The 18,641-nt window shown below is 45.7% G+C and carries 21 protein-coding genes; 19 read left to right on the top strand and 2 right to left on the bottom strand.

Annotated elements, in window-relative coordinates:
* Window positions 1-76: 76 nt before the first annotated feature.
* On the bottom strand, window positions 77-430 hold the full coding sequence (locus tag BHK98_RS01965; protein ID WP_075711977.1) for a helix-turn-helix transcriptional regulator: 354 nt from the start codon (window positions 428-430) through the stop codon (window positions 77-79).
* A gap of 167 nt (window positions 431-597) precedes the next feature.
* Between BHK98_RS01965 and BHK98_RS01960 the strand changes: the two genes are divergently transcribed.
* From BHK98_RS01960 to BHK98_RS01890, 15 genes are all read left to right on the top strand, one after another.
* The gene (locus tag BHK98_RS01960) at window positions 598-807 is read left to right on the top strand and encodes a helix-turn-helix domain-containing protein (protein WP_075711976.1); all 210 of its coding nucleotides are present in this window, start codon (window positions 598-600) and stop codon (window positions 805-807) included.
* Window positions 779-1,465, top strand: a complete 687-nt coding sequence (locus BHK98_RS01955; RefSeq protein ID WP_075711975.1) for a response regulator transcription factor — start codon at window positions 779-781, stop codon at window positions 1,463-1,465. Before BHK98_RS01960 ends, BHK98_RS01955 begins: the two co-directional genes overlap by 29 nt.
* A gap of 13 nt (window positions 1,466-1,478) precedes the next feature.
* Window positions 1,479-2,507, top strand: a complete 1,029-nt coding sequence (locus BHK98_RS01950) for a sensor histidine kinase (RefSeq protein ID WP_075711974.1) — start codon at window positions 1,479-1,481, stop codon at window positions 2,505-2,507.
* A gap of 76 nt (window positions 2,508-2,583) precedes the next feature.
* Window positions 2,584-3,267 (top strand): ABC transporter ATP-binding protein, encoded by a 684-nt coding sequence (locus BHK98_RS01945; RefSeq protein WP_075711973.1) that lies wholly within the window; start codon window positions 2,584-2,586, stop codon window positions 3,265-3,267.
* Window positions 3,264-5,585 carry an ABC transporter permease gene (locus BHK98_RS01940; protein ID WP_075711972.1) on the top strand — a complete coding sequence of 774 codons (2,322 nt, stop codon included), beginning with the start codon at window positions 3,264-3,266 and terminating at the stop codon, window positions 5,583-5,585. The genes BHK98_RS01945 and BHK98_RS01940 overlap by 4 nt, the downstream gene beginning before the upstream one ends.
* 61 nt (window positions 5,586-5,646) lie before the next feature.
* On the top strand, window positions 5,647-6,261 hold the full coding sequence (locus BHK98_RS01935) for a hypothetical protein (RefSeq protein WP_075711971.1): 615 nt from the start codon (window positions 5,647-5,649) through the stop codon (window positions 6,259-6,261).
* A gap of 317 nt (window positions 6,262-6,578) precedes the next feature.
* Complete coding sequence (locus tag BHK98_RS01930) at window positions 6,579-7,106, top strand: RNA polymerase sigma factor (RefSeq protein ID WP_083628009.1); 528 nt, start codon at window positions 6,579-6,581, stop codon at window positions 7,104-7,106.
* Window positions 7,106-7,864, top strand: coding sequence for a hypothetical protein (locus BHK98_RS01925; RefSeq protein WP_075711970.1), 759 nt, complete (start codon window positions 7,106-7,108; stop codon window positions 7,862-7,864). Before BHK98_RS01930 ends, BHK98_RS01925 begins: the two co-directional genes overlap by 1 nt.
* 16 nt (window positions 7,865-7,880) lie before the next feature.
* Window positions 7,881-8,750, top strand: coding sequence for an ABC transporter ATP-binding protein (locus tag BHK98_RS01920; protein ID WP_075711969.1), 870 nt, complete (start codon window positions 7,881-7,883; stop codon window positions 8,748-8,750).
* Window positions 8,747-9,919, top strand: coding sequence for an ABC transporter permease (locus BHK98_RS01915; RefSeq protein ID WP_075711968.1), 1,173 nt, complete (start codon window positions 8,747-8,749; stop codon window positions 9,917-9,919). The genes BHK98_RS01920 and BHK98_RS01915 overlap by 4 nt, the downstream gene beginning before the upstream one ends.
* A gap of 22 nt (window positions 9,920-9,941) precedes the next feature.
* Window positions 9,942-10,697 (top strand): hypothetical protein, encoded by a 756-nt coding sequence (locus BHK98_RS01910; RefSeq protein ID WP_143404515.1) that lies wholly within the window; start codon window positions 9,942-9,944, stop codon window positions 10,695-10,697.
* 200 nt (window positions 10,698-10,897) lie between these two features.
* Window positions 10,898-11,512 (top strand): hypothetical protein, encoded by a 615-nt coding sequence (locus BHK98_RS01905; RefSeq protein WP_075711966.1) that lies wholly within the window; start codon window positions 10,898-10,900, stop codon window positions 11,510-11,512.
* 55 nt (window positions 11,513-11,567) lie between these two features.
* A complete protein-coding gene (locus BHK98_RS01900; RefSeq protein ID WP_075711965.1) occupies window positions 11,568-11,753 on the top strand; it encodes a cysteine-rich KTR domain-containing protein in 186 nt (61 codons plus the stop codon).
* A gap of 518 nt (window positions 11,754-12,271) precedes the next feature.
* Window positions 12,272-12,718 (top strand): RNA polymerase sigma factor, encoded by a 447-nt coding sequence (locus BHK98_RS01895; RefSeq protein WP_075711964.1) that lies wholly within the window; start codon window positions 12,272-12,274, stop codon window positions 12,716-12,718.
* Window positions 12,699-12,953: a helix-turn-helix domain-containing protein gene (locus BHK98_RS01890; protein WP_075711963.1), complete on the top strand. Its 255-nt coding sequence runs from the start codon at window positions 12,699-12,701 to the stop codon at window positions 12,951-12,953. The genes BHK98_RS01895 and BHK98_RS01890 overlap by 20 nt, the downstream gene beginning before the upstream one ends.
* Here BHK98_RS01890 and BHK98_RS13305 read toward each other — a convergent pair.
* The gene (locus BHK98_RS13305) at window positions 12,940-13,209 is read right to left on the bottom strand and encodes a hypothetical protein (RefSeq protein ID WP_143404514.1); all 270 of its coding nucleotides are present in this window, start codon (window positions 13,207-13,209) and stop codon (window positions 12,940-12,942) included. The genes BHK98_RS01890 and BHK98_RS13305 overlap by 14 nt on opposite strands.
* A 160-nt stretch (window positions 13,210-13,369) precedes the next feature.
* Here BHK98_RS13305 and BHK98_RS01885 point away from each other — a divergent pair, with 160 nt between their 5' ends.
* The 4 genes from BHK98_RS01885 to BHK98_RS01870 all read left to right on the top strand — a co-directional run bounded on the left by BHK98_RS01885 (window position 13,370) and on the right by BHK98_RS01870 (window position 18,490).
* Complete coding sequence (locus BHK98_RS01885; RefSeq protein WP_075711962.1) at window positions 13,370-13,540, top strand: transposon-encoded TnpW family protein; 171 nt, start codon at window positions 13,370-13,372, stop codon at window positions 13,538-13,540.
* A 224-nt stretch (window positions 13,541-13,764) separates the two neighbouring features.
* Entirely contained in the window at window positions 13,765-15,522 is a 1,758-nt protein-coding gene (locus BHK98_RS01880) for a recombinase family protein (protein WP_083628008.1), read from the top strand.
* An 81-nt stretch (window positions 15,523-15,603) separates the two neighbouring features.
* The gene (locus BHK98_RS13655) at window positions 15,604-16,608 is read left to right on the top strand and encodes a hypothetical protein (RefSeq protein ID WP_202816868.1); all 1,005 of its coding nucleotides are present in this window, start codon (window positions 15,604-15,606) and stop codon (window positions 16,606-16,608) included.
* 103 nt (window positions 16,609-16,711) lie between these two features.
* Window positions 16,712-18,490, top strand: coding sequence for a GmrSD restriction endonuclease domain-containing protein (locus BHK98_RS01870; protein WP_075711961.1), 1,779 nt, complete (start codon window positions 16,712-16,714; stop codon window positions 18,488-18,490).
* The last annotated feature ends 151 nt before the right edge of the window (window positions 18,491-18,641 follow it).

Below are 18,641 nucleotides of genomic sequence, written 5' to 3'. Positions count from 1 at the left end.
TATTTTTGCCAAAAAAAGACGATGCAATTTTCAAAAAATGCATCGTCTCAAAAGATTCCTGTTCAGTTGTATTGATTTACGTCGTTTCTTCAATGGACTTGATCTCTTTTGCCGTAGCGGTCACGATTCTTACGCCATTATCGCTTATGCTATCCAGCAGGCTGTCAAGCTGTCTGCGCTGTGAGCTTTTCTCCACCTCTTTTTTTGGAAAGAAAAATTGATCCACGGATATGTCTAAAAGCGTGACAAGCTCATAGAAAATTTGCAGGCTTGGATGCTGCCCGCTGTTCTCGATCGAAGCAATATAGCGAGGGGCGATGTGCATCCTATCTGCAAGCTGGTTTCTGGATAATCCCTTTGCTACTCTCGCCTCTTTGATCGCATGGCCGAACGCCTTAAAATTATACTTTTCCACTGGTCTTTTTGCCATAATAAATCACCTGCTTGCATTTTACTGTTCACCTTTCCTCTTTGATATGATTATTCATTTCATATAGCTGATAAAAATAGATCATCACGGTGTTGATATCATTCGGTCAGCCGTATATAATTTATCAAACAGCAAAAATCCAGCATACATTTGAGAGGGTAAAGATCATGGACTATATGTCGGCTCCCGAAGCAGCAGAAAAATGGGGCATTTCTGAAAGACGGGTACAGAAACTTTGTGAAGAAAACCGGATACCAGGCGTGCAGCGGATCAGTCGGATGTGGCTGATTCCCAAAGTGGCGGAAAAACCCATTGATGGAAGAACAAAGCAGGGAAAGGAAATGAAAAATGAAGCGAATACTCCTTTTGGAAGATGATTTAAGTCTAATCCATGGATTATCCTTTGCTTTTACAAAGCAGGGATTTGAATCAGATGTGGCAAGAACGATCAGAGAAGCCGACAGCCTCTGGCAGGATGAAAAATATGATCTGCTGATTCTGGACGTATCTCTTCCGGATGGCTCCGGGTTTGAGTTTTGCAAGCGAGTACGTCAGACAGCTAAAGTTCCCATCATTTTTCTGACCGCATCGGACGAAGAAACAAGCATCATCATGGGTCTGGATATCGGTGGTGATGACTACATTACCAAGCCATTCAAATTGAGTGTACTGATGTCAAGGATCAATGCCCTGCTCCGCAGGGCGCAAGATTTCAGTTCCGCCGGAACAGAATTGCAGTCAAACGGTATCAGGGTTCTCCTGCCGGAGGGACAGGCATATAAAAATGGACAGCGGTTGGATCTGACCGCCGCGGAGTATAAGCTGCTCTGCCTGTTCATGAAGAATCCAGGCAGGGTATTGTCCAAAGAACAGATCCTGAATGCCCTATGGGACAGCGAGGGAGATTTCATAGACAACAGTACATTAACGGTATATATGCGCAGGCTTCGGATCAAAATTGAAGATAACCCGAGTGAACCACAGATGCTCCTGACGGTTCGCCGTATGGGCTATAAATGGAATGTTATTGCTTAAGGAGATATGCAGAATGGAAATTTTTTCTGAAAAGGGCGCCAGACGACTGGTTGAAATAATTTTCGGTATTCTGGCAGTCGGTACATTGCTGCTGCAATTACTCATTCGTGGAACCGCCTCCTTGCCGGTATTTCTTGTCTCTCTTTTATCCGCCGCCGGCATCTTGCTCTGTGTGTACCGATATCTATCTAAGCAGGCGGAAATTGAAAAAGAGGCAGAAATCCTGGTCAACTCTTTTTTGGACGGCAATACAGACGCCCGTATTGCCTGTGATGAGGAAGGTCAGATCTTCCGGCTGTTTCAGGCGGTCAATTCGATGGCAGCGGTATTAAATGCCCGCGCGGTAAGCGAACAGAAAGAAAAGGCAGCCTTGAAGAATACGATCTCCGACATCTCGCATCAGTTGAAAACACCGCTGTCTGCTCTGAATATCTACAATGGGCTCATACAGAATGAAGCGGAAGAGCTTCCGGTGATCAAAGAACTCTGTGGATCATCTGAACGGGAACTCGACCGGATCGAAACATTAGTGCAGAATCTGTTGAAAATGGCAAAACTGGATGCCGGAATGATCGTCTTCGAGAAGAGTCCTGAAAACATCGGAGATATGATGAGAGATATAGAGCTTCGGTTTGCATGCAGGGCAAAACAGGAACAGAAAGCTCTGATCCTGTCCGGAGATGAAACCATCTCTCTTTTTTGTGACAGAGAATGGATCCTGGAGGCGATCGGAAATATTGTAAAAAATGCGCTTGACCATACGGACAGAGGGGATGCCGTTCATATCGAATGGCGGCAGTTTGCATCCATTGTACAGATCAAAGTGACGGATAACGGCAGCGGCATCCACCCGGAGGACCTGTATCATATTTTCAAACGCTTCTATCGCAGCCGATACTCAAAAGACAGACAGGGTGTCGGGCTGGGCCTGCCTCTCTCCAAAGCGATCATTGAAGCGCATGACGGCACGATCGAAGTGGAAAGCAAGCTGGGGAAGGGAACTTCCTTTGCGATAAATTTTCTGATTCCTACAAAATTGTAGGCTTACTGTAATGAGAGAGTAGGATTTCTGTCGTATGCTTTCCATATAAAGAGATTCAGGAAGAGGTTATCGTACCATGCAATTATTAGAACTCAAGTCAGTTTTCAAAACATATGGCAGCGGAGAAACCGCTGTGCATGCGCTGAAGGATGTCAGCTTTTCCGTTCCAAAGGGCGAGTTTGTTGCCGTTGTGGGGGAATCCGGTTCCGGGAAAAGTACGCTTTTGAACATGATCGGGGCGCTTGATACACCCACCTCAGGGAAAGTGTTCATTGACGGAAAAGATATCTTTTCCATGAAGGATGAGGAGCTTACGATCTTTCGCCGCAGAAATATCGGTTTTATCTTTCAGGCGTTCAATCTGATCCCGGAGCTGACGGTGGAACAGAATATCATTTTCCCTGTGCTGCTGGATCATCAGGAGCCGAATAAAAAATATCTGGAAGAGCTTCTGACAGTCCTTAACCTGACGAAGCGGCGAAGCCACCTGCCAAGCCAGCTGTCCGGAGGACAGCAGCAACGCGTGGCGATCGGACGCGCTCTGATCACCCGCCCGGCCTTGATCCTTGCAGACGAGCCGACCGGGAATCTGGACACGCAGAACAGCAGCGAAGTCATTGCCCTTCTGAAAGAAGCGTCCAGAAAATACGAGCAGACCATTATTATGATCACGCATAACCGGGGCATCGCCCAGACCGCGGATCGGGTCCTGCAGATATCCGACGGCGCACTGACTGATTTCGGGAGGAGCTATGCATGAAAAGCTATCTTGACCTGATAACAATATCTGCAAAAACACACAGGCGGGAGAGGCGCATGACTCTCCTCTGTATTATCGTGGCTGTTTTTCTGGTGACGTCTGTTTTCGGGATGGCGGACATGACGATACGAATGGAAAAATCGCATATCCTTCAGGAATATGGAAACTGGCATGTCATGGTAAAAAACGTGCCATCAGATGTGGCAAAGGAGCTCGAAAGACAAGAGAATGTCAGCGTCGTTTCCCCTTATGATGTAGCCAACTATCATCTTGACGAAGAATACAGAGTGGAAGGCAAAAAGGCAGCGGTATGCCTGACGGACGAGGCTTTTCTGACAAAGATCTTTGATTACATCTCCGAGGGCTCTTTTCCTGATGGCAAGGGTGAGATCATGTTGTCCGACAATACCAGGAAGAGCCTTTCCCTTCATGTTGGTGACAGGGTTACACTGGAAACGCCTGCGGGGAAGCTGGAATACACCATTTCAGGATTTTCTCATATCCCTGCTGTTTATGTGTCTGATGCCGTTTTTGTTGTCATGGATCAGGAAGCGTGGAACACATTTTCCACGCTGACAGGGGAAGAGCAGAATTCAGCCTACTACGTACAGTTCCGGAACGGGACGAACATAAGAAACTCGATCGATGAGATCAAGGCCCGCTATGCTCTGTCAGACGAGACCCTTGCAGAAAACACTCCCCTGCTGGGTGTCTCCATGGCAAGTCGTCATTCGTTCGTGGTCTGGATATATCTGATTGCGGGAGGATTATTTGTCATTGTACTCATGGCCGGCACCCTGATGATCATGGGGACCATCAACAGCAACGTTTCGCAGCGAACGCGTTTCTTTGGAATGCTGCGCTGTATCGGTGCAAGTAAAACGCAGATCCGACGGTATGTCAGACTGGAAGCCTTGCATTGGTGCAAGGTGGCTGTCCCGATCGGGATCCTGACAGGGATCCTGGCCACATGGATCCTGTGCGCGGTCCTGAAATATGGTGTCGGGGGAGAATTTTCAGAGATTCCATTATTCGGAATCAGCGGGATCAGCATCCTTAGTGGCTTATCCATGGGGATCCTTTCGGTACTGCTCGCTTCAAGGTCGCCTGCAAAGCGCGCTGCCTCTGTTTCCCCGGTCACAGCCGCCGCAGGGAATACGGATGACGGTCATGTTCCTCAAGAGATTCGCGCGGCTGGGTCTTTCCGGATAGAAATACTGTTAGGGATCCGTCATGCACTCTCAGACAGAAAAAAACTGATCCTGCTGGCAGGTTCGTTTTCTCTCAGCATTATTTTATTTCTGAGCTTTTCCGCGTTTCTGGATTTTGCACAGCACGCGGCAAAACCGTTGAAGGTGTATACTCCCGATCTGTCCATTTCCAGTGAAGACTTTACCTGTTCCATAGACCGGAGCCTCATAGGGAAAATTGCGGATACCAACGGCGTGAAACGGGTCTATGGAAGAATGTACCGGGAGGGGATCTCAGTATCCGATACCCGGGGTGTTGACCGTGTTGATCTGATCTCCTATGACGATCAGCAGCTGGAATGGGCCGGGCAGGATGTTCTGCGGGGAGATCTGTCCCTGCTGCAAAGCGATGCCTGTTATGCTGCAACGGTTTACGACCCGGAGAATCCTTTTGCCGTGGGGGATAAGATCGTCGCTAATGGCATCGAATGTGAAATTGCCTGTGTGCTTTCCGACAGTCCTTTCAATTCCAATACAACGCCGATCCTCCTGTGCTCTGAGACGGTATTCCGGAGACTGACAGGGGAAAACAGATATTCCATCATTGATATCCAGCTTAAGGATCATGCGACAGAATCCACGGTCAATGCCATCCGTGACGGAATTGACGGGAGCGTTACCTTTTCGGACAGACGTGAAGTAAACCGGGAAGATCGCGCGGCCTATTGGGCATTCAGGATCTTAGCCTACGGTTTTCTTGTCATGATCGCTGCGATCACCGTGTTCCATATCATGAACAGCGTTTCCATGGATGTATTGGCAAGAAAAAGGCAGTACGGGATCATGCGGGCTGTCGGGATGAGCGGCAGTCAGATAAAGAAAATGATCACGGCGGAATCCTTTGCCTACGCGATATCTGGTTCTGCGGCGGGCGTTGTTCTCGGCATACCGGCACACTGGCTCATCTTCGTGAAGATGATCACCTCCTACTGGGGAGATCCATGGACCTTTCCAATCCTTCCATTCCTGGTGATCCTCTTCGTGGTCATGCTGTCTGTCGGCATCGCGGGATACAGACCGTCGAAGCGCATCACGGAACAGGCGGTTACGGAGATCATTAACGGATGATAGAGATCACTGTGAATCGCGGCGTGATTATCCGTTCAAAGGTTCCTAACAAGTATTAGAGATGAAGAAAAAAATCGGAATTGTCATTTTGATTGGGGCTCTTTTGGCAGGCGTGATCCTGATCGTATATGCAAAATCTATCGTCGCTCTTTTCGGGGCGATGTGGGAGAGCGCGCCGATCGAGATATACGACAATATAGATGATTATGAGCGGTACCGGAGCGGCGAACAGGCTGAAAAAGAATTTCAGTCAAAATGGGATATGGATGAGAGCATCTGGCCCGAAAGCATCACGGACGAAATGAATGTGACCGATTACAAGATGGTCTATTACGATCCGTGGGACGCACAGTATCTCGGTTATCTTGTGGTGGAATATCCGCCGGATGCCTATACAGCGGAAACACAGCGACTTCTCAATTACCCGTCTACAGAGTATCAGGGCTACTATGGCGTGACGGGAGAAAGCGACTATAAATTGCTCGCGATTTACGCGGATCCCTACTATGGATTTGTCTACGCAATGACGGATGAGGACAACACCATCATCTATGCCGAGCAGATCTTCTGCGATTACTTTATGGATCTGGACTATAAAAAAAATGTACCGGAGGAATATTTCCTGGACGGATTTGACGCATCTTCGGGGAACTCCTATCAAAAAAGCAAAATGTAAATATCTGTGTTGGTTAAGGAAAGTATTATCAAAAAGCAAGATGTAAAGATGCAGAGCCGATGATCGCTAGTTGAAAGACCGCGGTCACCGGCTCATTTTCATAGCAAGGAGAACATTGCTTATGAACAAAATGCAAGAATACAACAAAGATTTTGAAAAAGACCAAGCTGAAAACTGCTTTTGCAAAAAAATATGAAAGGGTCATACCATAAAGTTAATTTTGCAATCAACCTTTCAATTTTTCCAATCATTTTATACATCTTTTTTTTAAGCATTGGTGTTCTATATCATAAGAGAAGTGTAGGAGAAGTAGAAAAATGGATGGAATGATGGAATGTGATCTTATTCTACAGGCACAGAATGGTAATACAGAGGCGATGAATAGGCTTATTATTCATTACTATCCGATGGTTTTTGCATTTTTCTATAGAAACACGAACCAATATCACCAATCAAAAGATCTAACACAAGAGGTTTTTATAAAAATGGTTGTAGCGATTTCCAAATATCGCCCTCAATCAAAATTTAAAAGTTGGCTGTTTACCATTGCATCAAATCATTTGAAGAACTACTATCGCTCCCGGAGTCGCCATCCGGAGCCAGCAGAATTAGAAGAAAATATTCCTGCATCATTTGATGAAGCCGAAGAAATAGCAGTCCGAAATGATATTCGGGATGCACTTCTTGAACTTCCAAGGGAGCAAAAGGAAGTGATCATCTTGCATTATTATCAAGAATTTTCGTTTCGGGAAATAGCTGAGATCACAGGTGAAAACGAATCAACATTAAAGGCGAGAGCACGCTACGGTTTGAATAAATTGAGATCAAAATGGGGAGGATCATGATGTTTGATAATTTTGAAGAACTATCGGATGTGGACAAGAAAATAGTTGAAGCTATTGAGCGTTCTCCTATTCCAAATGTTCCTGAAAAAGAAATATTTGCTGCGGCCCAGAAAGCAACTTCTTTTTATACAAGACAGCAAAGAATTTTAGATATAGATTTCTGGAAAGTTGTCATTTGCTGTATTCCAGATTTTGTATCTGTCTTCTGGATGACTGCTTCATTTCTCCTTGGAAGCTGCGTTTTCTCGTATCTAATAACCGCCAATCACGAAATATCGCCTATTGCATATATGACAGCGTTAGCGCCTATACCGATCCTTGTTCTTTCCATTCGAGAACTTCAATATAGAGATCCTAATTTGTCCGATCTGGAAAAAACATGTAAATATGATCCGACAAGGATTTATACAGCGAGGCTATGGATTGGAATGATAGGCAATATCATTCTCATCTCTATGATCGGTGCTATTTCTTTTCGAGGATACTCATTTGTCTTTCAAATGTTTTCCTGCGCGTTTATCTCTCTATTTTTAATGGGTGCGCTCACACTTCTTATTCTGTCTGTTTCAGACAGCTCACTTCCACTTTCGTTAGTATTAGGAAGTTGGGTCTTACTTTCTATCTGCTTGCTGTCATTCCCTGAAGCGCAGGAAATGATAGAAAATATTGCGAATGGTGCATTTATCATACCATTGCTCATTAGCATTATTTTGTTTACCGTCAGCACAATTAAAGTGCCAGCAAAGAAATATGCATAAGGAGGCTGTCTATAATATGGAACTGCGCGTGTGTGATCTTACAAAGAATTTTGGCGAAAAGTGCGCCGTAAAACATGTTTCCTTTTGTCTTTCTCACGGCGTATATGGCCTGCTTGGACCAAATGGAGCTGGGAAAACGACTCTAATGAAGATGATGGTCGATATACTTGATCCATCAGAAGGCGAGGTTCTGTTAGATGGAGTTAATATCCACGAGTTGGGTGCAAGCTATCGTAATAAATTGGGATATATGCCCCAGGAAATCGGTGTCTATAAGAATTTTCCTGCAGGGAAATTCTTAAAGTATATTGCAGCGTTAAAAGGGATTACAGGAAAAGAGGCAGACGCAAAAGTAGAAGAACTTTTAGACCTGGTCGGTCTAAAAGATGTCGGAAAGAAGAAACTTGGAGGGTTTTCCGGTGGCATGATCCGGAGGATAGGTATTGCTCAAACCTTGCTCAATGACCCTCAAATACTGATCTTAGATGAGCCGACAGCAGGATTAGACCCACAAGAACGAATCCGTTTTCGCAACATCATTTCTGAGCTTTCAGAAAAACGTATCGTATTGCTTTCAACGCATATCATTTCAGATATGGAATTCATTGCCGGTAAAGTGATCATTCTGAGGGAAGGTTCCATTCTTAAGATCGACACGACGGAGCATTTGATAGATGAGATGGATGGAAAGGTGTGGACAGCTACCATTGCACATAAAGAGCTTAAAGCAGTGAAAGGATACTATACCGTTGGAAACATTATACAAAGGCATGATGGTGTAGAAGTCCGGATTATCGGAAATCAAAAACCATCCTTTGCCTGTGCACCCGCCAAACCCATTTTAGAAGACGTTTTTAGTTATTATTTCGGAGGTAACGCACTTTGAATGCAAGAATGTTGAGAACTGAATTATATAAAATCTTTTCAAAGAAGATAGTTTGGATTGCAATGCTGGTTTTTATGTTATTCTTTCTGCTTCTAAAAGGTCAATTCATAAACAGCGATTTTACAGAGAACACGCTTGAACCTATTAGACCTGAACTGGAAAGCCTTGTTTCAAGCGAAGAACTTCATGACTACATCAAAAATAGTGGATATAGCTGCACCTATGAAGAACTGTCTGCTCATCTTACTCAGCCAGTTATTCAATACGCGGAGAAAAACGAGCTTCAATACGAGCTGACCAGCATCATCAATAACTACTATGAGCGAATCGACAGGCGCTCAAAATACATCCAAGAGTTGATGAATGACAGCACTGCCTTTATGAGCGGAGTAATGGGCAGGGCAAGGGAAAAAGCGTTGGAGGCCTATCAGACTTCCTCTGTCAAGATTGAACTCAATCTTGACAGAGGATCAAATAACCTGATTGATGTAAATCATTCAATGGTGTTCCCTGCCTTAATTATGCTTGTCATAATCGTTGGACTTTCTGGCGTTTACTCAGATGAATATGGAAATAGGACACAAGCAGCACTTCTCACAACACGAAAAGGTCGTAAAGGGGTTTTCCTAAGCAAGTTCATTGCATCATGTATTTTTACTGTAGTTGTAGTGACTGTCATGGAAGCTTTCTTCATGGTGGTAACGATAATTTGCTATCATGTCCCTTCAACCACGATCTCCGCAGCAAGTACATATGGCTTATCTTTAACTACCTACGAGGGATCTGTCTATGGATTTTGTGCAAGACAGATTTTAGGCACTATGCTTGCTGGTATGGTTCTTGGATGCTTTGTAATGTGTATATCTGCCTTGAGCCGAAGTGCATTAATACCGTTTTTCATATCCGGCGTGGTCTATGGCGGAAGCGCGCTCTATGCAAATGAAGTCGTTTTCCCCCAAACGTTATCAAGTATTGCCTCTCTCCCCGGTGAAATGAGTTTATTTATGCTGCAATCGCAGGTTGAACTCGTTTCTGCACCGCATTATACCAGCTTTTTCGGGATTTTAGTTCCCTCTCTCGTTGCAAATATTCTTTTGAATCTCGTTATTGCGGTTGTGTGTTTGCTAATATGTTATAGAGCTTACATACACAAACAGGTGAAGGGATGACAGAATGATTCTCTCGATCGTTATGTATGAGATACTGGATCTGATAAGAAAGAGGAGTGTTTGGATATTATTAGCTGTCTATACATTGACTTCATTTTTGCTGCTTTCGTTAGAAAATATCCAGAATTACTTTCCTTATGTAGAAAGCAACATGATTCTGCTCTTAAATATTATCCTGCCAGCTTTTCTTACATTGATTTGTTTTGCTGCTTTGCCAAGTGCTTATGTACAGGATAGAGAGCAGCATATAGATGAATTATCAGCTACTTGCCTCGTGGGAAAGAAGTTACGAAATACTGCAAAAATGGCCGGGATTGTTCTTTTTTCTCTTCTGGTCACCCAATTACTCCTCATAACGACTGTATTGCTGTATACAGTTATTGGGCATCCTAATTGGTCAACAGAAATTGTACACGTGGGATGGGATTTGACATTATTCCCGGTATGGCCAGTTTCGCGACACCTGGTATTGTCAGCAGTTTGTTTCAGTTACGGAGCTGCAATTCTTTCCGCCGTGATTGGGCTTATATCTTATAAGGCGTCCAGCACAGTTTCCTCTCTTGGAATAACAAGCATGTTTCTGTTATTTGAATTTTTATTTCATAAGTTTTCTTTTCCGGCAGTCCTTAAGGAGATAAACGTATTCGTTTTCCTACAGCCCTATTATCTGTTTGTAATGACGTTATTGCACTGGTCTCCATTCATCAACCTGCTGGTGCTGACCATGGTATTTTCTCCATTGTATATACTGCTATTCTGGCAAATCAGGAGAAGATAGAACTATGGGTTGTATCTGGACTGGATGATCACTTTACAATATTTGCGTCTTATAACTGTAGATCTTTTGCGTAGTATCTTTATCAGATTACCGCAACAAAGTGGGGAGCTATAAAACAAAGCAGAGCTTAATAGCACATTTCAGCACATGGACATTCAGCAATATGTTGTTCGTTTCAAGGTTCAAAGCAGGTATCAGTTATGAAGAAAAAAATCGGAATTGTCATTTTGACCACGGTTCTTCTTGCAGGCGTGATCCTGATCGTATATGCAAAATCTATCGTCGCTCTTTTCGGGGCGATGTGGGAGAGCGCGCCGATCGAGATATACGACAATATAGACGACTATGAGCGGTATCGGAGCGGCGAACAGGCTGAAAAAGAATTTCAGTCAAAATGGGATATGGATGAGAGCATCTGGCCCGAAAGCATCACGGAGAAGATGAACGTGACCGATTACAAGATGGTCTATTACGATCCGTGGGACGCACAGTATCTCGGCTATCTTGTGGTGGAATATCCGCCGGATGCCTATACAGCGGAAACACAGCGGCTTCTCGATTACCCGTCTACAGAGTATAAGGGCTACTATGGCGTGACGGGAGAAAGCGACTATAAATTGCTCGCGGTTTACGCGGATCCGTACTATGGATTTGTCTACGCAATGACGGATGAGGACAACACCATCATCTATGCCGAGCAGATCTTCTGCGATTACTTTATGGATCTGGATTATAAAAAATACGTTCCGGAGAAATATTTCCTGGATGGATTTGACGCATCCTCGGGGAACTCCTATCAAAAGAGCAAAATGTAAATATCTATGCTGGTTAAGGAAAGTATCATGTTGAAAGACAGATTGAAGGCAGGCGATGAATATGAAATGGGTATTGTGTCCGCACTGCGGAAATAAGACACGGGTGCAGATCCGGGGAGATACAGAGCTAAAGCACTTCCCTCTGTATTGTCCCAAATGCAAAACAGGAACACTGATTGATCTCAAAGGAGAACATATCACCATCATCAAAGAGCCAGACGCTAAGACGCAGAGCCGATGATCGACAGTCGAAAGACTGCGGTCACCGGCTCGTTTTTCGTAACAGGGAGAATATCACTCATGAACAGTACACAAGAGCACAGCAAAACGGAAAAGTCGCTACACGGCGGGTAGATCAGCGACAACCTGACTACGACCTTTTCTATGATGGCGGCTTTTCCGGGAGAAGCCGCCGTTTATCTTCTATTACAACTTTATAGCTGACAAATAAACGGCGGCAAAAGGAGGATGCCGCTATGTCATTACCCAATCGTTCCCGGAATAGTTTCCTCTACTCAAAAAAATCCGGACATTCTCTGCGGAGCAATGTGGTTATGGACATGAACAATTAAATCATCCGGCGACTTTTGTCTGCTCAACCTTTGTCTCGACTGCTATATGCAGCCGGGACTTTTTTTGTGCTCTTCAAAATTTTTTTCAAGAAAATCGGCCGGATCTTTGGCATTTCAAAAATTCGACCGTATTAAGACGCGAAAAGGGAAATCACGATCCGCCTTTCGGCAGAAAGGAGGTGAAACGATGGAACCCAATCGCTCAGAGTACCAGAAGCAGCGCGTCTTTGAGACCTTCTGTAAGCAGGTATTGCGGAATGAAGCCGCTGACGCTCACGAAGAGATCAAGCGTCACCGGGCAAAGGAGGTGAGTTTTTCTGATCTGTCCCTGCATGAGCAGCGCCAGCTTTACACCTGCGACCAGTATTTTCAAAACGGCGCAGAAGAAACAGAACAGGATTTTTGTGTCGCAGGGAAACGGATCACGGCAAAGCTCATAGCCGAAGCTCTCCGCACATTGCCGGAGGAAAAACGCAAAACGGTATTGCTGTACTACTTTGCCGGAATGACGGATACGGAGATCGGCAGGCTCTTTGACGCACCGCGCAGCACGATCCAGTATCGACGGACGAGCTCTTTCGACCTGTTGAAAAAGTATTTGGAGGAACATGCAGATGAGTGGGACGAATGGTAAATATGATGCCCCGGGAATCGCTCTTGTTCCTTACCCAATTATTTTGGCAGCGACAAAGGGCGAACCGGACGCTATGAAAGTGGTGATCCAGCACTTTCGCGGATATATCACGACCCTCTCCATGCGGAAGCTCTATGACGAGTGCGGCAACGCCTACTACGGTGTGGACGAGGAAATCCGGGAAAGACTGCAAGCCAAACTGATGAGGGCAGTCCTCACATTCAAGGCTGATTAAACAAAACTCGTTGCGAAATACTTTCACCCTTTTCCGTTTCGCAGATAGAGATAACAGCCTGCCTGATCTTTGACAAAGAAAGCCCGACGGGAGGCCGCCGGTGCAGCATAGGGCAAATCGGATACGTTCCTTTTGTGCCGAGCCAAACGGCGGGTGCGCCATGACACTTTCCCTTTATGGAGAAAGCCGAGCGATCAACACCCTCGCCGTAAAACAAGCGCAGCGGCTTTGCAGGCGATGACAGCACAAAATACATAATGATACTCCCGCGTTGAACACCCACAAAGCATTGCGCGGCGCACCCACAAGCATGGGCCGAGGTGAAACTCCTGTGAGGCTGCCGCTGGCAGCCGTCCGATCAAAGCCCATTTTCCTTATTAACCTTTTACATATTTTCAGAAAGGGGGATCATACAAATGGATCCAACGAGAACCAAACAGGATCAGTCCCCTGTTGTACGTAAATATCAAATCGGGGATATGACCTATATCGTCAAAGCTGTCGTTAAGGACGGCGTAAAAGAGGATGCGGCAACAAAGGTACGGCGCCTGATCCGGAATGACTTGACCCGGGCAAAAAAGTCCTGAAGATCCGGGATAGATTACATTACGGATGCAGACGGTGAACAGGTTCCATGATAAAATATCATTGACCTGTTTGTCCGGCTGCCGGAACAGGAGGTATCTATGAAGAAGCAGCCAGGCAAAATGACCGCATATCGCTGTTATGCGGCAGATAGACAAGCAGACCTGTACTTTGACAATCAAATACACCGGTCATGCCATGCCGCTGTGAAAGGCGGTGATGGCAGATGACGAACGGGATCACTTTTCAATCTGTTCAGGAAAAGAATACACTGAGTGACGAACTTCGCAGAGCGATCCGTGACAATATCCTGTTTTTTACGCAGGATCAGGAGCCGCAGGAGGAAGGGATCACCGCCCTGTACGAGCGGCTTTCCAGAGATGATGACCTGCAGGGAGAGAGCAATTCCATATCCAATCAAAAAAAGATCCTGGAACGCTACTGTAAGGATCATGGGATCACCGCCTACCGGCACTACGATGAGGATGACGGTTATTCCGGGACAAATTTCAACCGCCCCGGATTCCAGAAGATGCTTGCCGACATCAAGGATGGCAAGGTAAAGTGCGTCATCGTAAAGGACATGAGCCGTTTCGGACGGGACTATCTGCAAGTCGGCATGTACACAGACGTCCTCTTTCCAGACTTCGGTGTCCGCTTTATCGCTGTCAACGATGGCGTGGACAGTACACGGGGGGACAACGAGTTCACCGCGATCCGCAACGTCTTTAATGAGATGTATGCCCGTGATACTTCAAAGAAGATCCGGGCTACGTTTCAAAACAAGGGAAAGTCTGGAGAGCACCTTTGCAATAACCCACCTTACGGTTATATGAAAGACCCGGAGAACCGGAAAAAGTGGATCGTGGATGAGGAGGCGGCAGCGATCGTGCAGAAGATATTCTCCCTATGTGTGGATGGGCTTGGACCAACACGGATATGCAAATGGTTGCAGGAGCATGAGATCCTCTGCCCGGCGGCCTACTATGCATCCAAAGGGAGGGAGCGCAATTCAAAGCCGCCTAAGGATCCCTATCGATGGTCGAACGAAACGGTTTCTGTTATGCTGGAGCGGATCGAGTATTTAGGGCATACGGCAAACTTCAAGACAACAAAGCAGTCATTCAAGAGTAAAAAAAGGCTTTGCAATGATCCGTCAGACTGGGCGATCTTTGAAAACACCCAACCTCCGATCATTGAGGAAAGCGTGTTCCTGATCGTGCAGAACATCCGCAAGTCCCGTCGCCGTCCTACACGGATGGGTGACATGGGGATCTTCTCTGGACTGGTATTCTGCGCCGACTGCGGAAACAAAATGTACCTTTGCCGCGCCAGCGAAAGGCCCAAGCAGGCATACTATATCTGTGCGACCTACCGCAGAGACAGGGAGCTTTGCACCGGGCACTATATCCGCAATGTGACTTTACATGAGATCGTGCTGCGGAATCTGCGTGAAGCGATCCGATACGTGACAGAACATGAGCCGGAGTTCATGCAGTATGCGGCAGACAGCAGCAAAAAGGATCAGGATGCGGAAATTGTCCGGAAGCAGGAAACACTCTCAAAAGCAGATAAACGGCTCAGGGAGCTTGACACGATCATTTCTCACCTGTACGAGGATAATGTCATGGGCAAACTGACGGACGAGCGTTTCATCAAGCTGTCCCACGATTACGAACAGGAACAGGGAAAGTTAAGATCCATGACCGAGGTCTTACGGCAGGAACTGAAACAGCAGGAAAAGCAGACGACGAATGTCCGGGCATTTATCTCCACAGTCAAGAAATACACAGATATGAAGGAGCTGGATGCTACCATTCTTCGCGAGTTCATTGATCGCATCGAAGTCACGCAGGCTGACAGTCGATCCAGAACACGGGAGATCACCATCGTCTACAATTTCATCGGTGCATTTGACTTTCCACGGGCAATCGAAGAAGCCCACAACACAAATCTGAAGGCAGGAAACGGCATTGCCGTTTGAACAATGTCGTTACCCGCGTCTATGTTTTCTTAATTCATGCTATCTGATGAAGGGTATTTAAAAGATGATGAGGATCTTCCGGTGGCTAAGACACCGGTATATATCACAGATGCCAACGTCGATATGCTAGTTCGTATAATAAACGGAGAATCGTTGTACAGACTTCCTGTAGTATATGTATCCAGGACCGTATATGATCAGGAACCCGTTGATGTTAACAAACTTTCAAACAGACTGAAAGGCGTTGCTCATGTACTGGTTCAGCAGGACAGGGATTCGGGCAAAGAAATCAGGAAACTTACAAATGATAAGAATGAATATTACGGTGCAGTAGGTATTTACTATCCGAATAAATCAGCACGATCGAGGCGTTTCCTGTACCGTAATAACAGTATACCTGATCGAATAATGCTGGAGAAAATAATTCGCACAGTGATGTCGTACTGCAACTGTCAGCAGATAGATGGGTCGTATACCTGGGATGGGGTGATAAATTCAATTAGCAGGGATCGACTGATCAGCCAGCGACAGGAAAGAGTGAAGGCGGAAACAGAACGTGATCAGCTCTATGACGTATTTGATGATGATTTGAAACAGATGCAGAATCGCATTGATGCTCTGACGAAAGAGAATAGTGCTCTTCGTGCTGAAAATGCTGGATTGAATAACAAACTCAGCGAGATAGATGAACAGCCTGTTATCATAATGGGAAATGAAGAAGATCTGTATCCGGGTGAAATCAAGGAGATGATCCTGTCGATTCTTGCTGAAGAACTGAAGAGCCGTGCTCAGGAAGGGAGCAGGAGAAGTGACGTCCTTTCTGATATCGTTAAGAACAATGATTACAAGGGCGTATATAAGGACAAAAAGAAGGGAATCCAAAAAATCCTGGGGAACTACAACGGCATGAGTGCTAAAGTAAGAAAAGCGCTTCAGGATTTCGGGTTCCAGATAGAAGAGGACGGGAAGCATTATAGACTCACGTATTTTGGAGATGAGCAATACAAGACTACTCTGGCCAAAACGCCAAGTGATAATAAGGGTGGGCAGAATATCGCTCATGAAATACAGAAAACGATGCTATAAAAACAGCTGTGTGATATGATTTTTCTTGGAATTGATCCTCCTTAAAGGCATATTGAATCGGCGGTGTAAGTAAACAAAAACAAGAAAGGGATATCGATATCAAATGAAAACCAACGACAGACAGCTCACTGAGCTTATGAAAGAAGTGGATACTGGTGCAGCACAGCTGCCTGACTTCCAGCGTGGCTGGGTGTGGGACGACGGTCGTATCCGCGCGCTGATACTTAGCGTCATTCATAATTTCCCGGTGGGAGCAGCGATGTTCTTGGAATACGGGAATGAGAGCATTCACTTCAAGCATAAGCCTATCGAAGGGTCGCCGGCGAGCCCGGAGACACAGCCAGATGAGCTGATCCTTGACGGGCAGCAGAGGCTTACCTCTTTATACAATGCTCTCTTCAGCAAAAATCCGGTCCATACCAAAACGGACAAGGGAAAGGAAATCGATCGCTATTATTATCTCGATATCGAAAAGGCTCTTGATCCGGGAGCTGATGATGAGGAAGTCGTGATTTCAGTTCCTGCCAGCAGGCAGATCACTTCAGATTTCGGACGGAAGGTTGATGTGGATCTCTCGACCAGAGATCAGGAATATAAGTTGAAGATGTTCCCGCTGAATATCATTCTGGATACTTCAGAGGAGCAGAACTGGCAGAACAGCTACTTTGCTTATCATGAATATAATCCAGAAGTGATAAAGGAGTTTACAGAACTGTTTTCAAAGGTGATCAACCCGACCCAGCAGTATCAGATGCCAGTCATACTCTTGGATAAAACTACTCCGAAGGAAGCGGTATGTCAGGTCTTTGAGAACGTCAATACAGGAGGCGTTTCGCTGACAGTGTTTGAGCTTGTCACGGCAATTTTTGCCATGGATGACTTTCAGCTCAGGAAGGATTGGGAGGATCGGAAGGAAAAATACTTCTCCGGAGACCTGCTTTCAAAGGTAACAGCAACGGACTTCTTGACAGCTCTTACTCTGCTTTCTTCCTTTAAGAAGGGCGGGACCGTAAGCTGTAAAAAGAAAGATGTGCTCGCACTTACGCTTCTGGAGTATCAGAGAAATGCGGATGCTCTCTGCGAGGGATTTACGATTGCAGAGAAACTTCTTAAGGAAGAACGTATATTCTCAAGCGCTGATCTGCCATACAGCACGCAGATGATACCGCTATCCGCCATTTGTACAGTTTTGATAGAGAATAATCGGATACGCACGACGACTGTGAAGAACATGGTAAAGCAATGGTACTGGTGCGGCGTCTTTGGTGAATTGTACGGATCGGCAAATGAGACGAGATACGCAAATGATATCGTGCAGGTTACGAAGTGGATAATAGATGGCGGGAAACTGCCGAAGACGGTGAAGGATTTCTATTTCAACCCGATGAGACTGCTAGGGTTGCAGTCACGTCAGTCTGCAGCTTATAAAGGTGTGACGGCATTGATTTTGAAAAATCACGCCAGGGACTTTATCTCCGGTGCGGAGATGGATTTCTCCACCTTCTCTAATGAGAAGATTGACATCCACCATATATTCCCAAAAGATTACTGCATCAAAGCAGGATACGATAAGTCAAAGTGGAACAGCGTCATAAATAAGACTCCGCTCTCTGCAAGCAGTAATCGCGAGATTGGAGGATACGCACCATCCGTATACCTGGGCAGGCTCGAGAAGAAGGGCTCAGTTTCGACAGAGGATCTCAATGGATATGTGGAATCGCACTGGATTGATCATGAGCTTCTGCGTGCAGATGATTTCCAGAGCTTCATAGCCGATAGAGCCAGAAAACTCCTGAAAGCCATCGAACAGACAACTGGACGAACAATCTCAGGTAAAGATTCTGATGAAGTAAGGCAGGCATTTGGAGCTAGTCTTGCATAGGGATTACTGATAAGCTGCCTTTATAGACAGTGATTTCTATTTTGCTTGAGTGCACTGAACAAGCCGACACAGAGCTATTTGGTGGTGCTGGTTGAGATCAGTATCATCGGCTCGATGATCAGGGTGTATGAGCTGGCAAATACGCAGCAGA

Source organism: Hornefia porci, from assembly GCF_001940235.1.
GTDB lineage: Bacteria > Bacillota > Clostridia > Peptostreptococcales > Anaerovoracaceae > Aminicella > Aminicella porci.
This window is presented reverse-complemented; position numbering and strand designations above follow the sequence as displayed.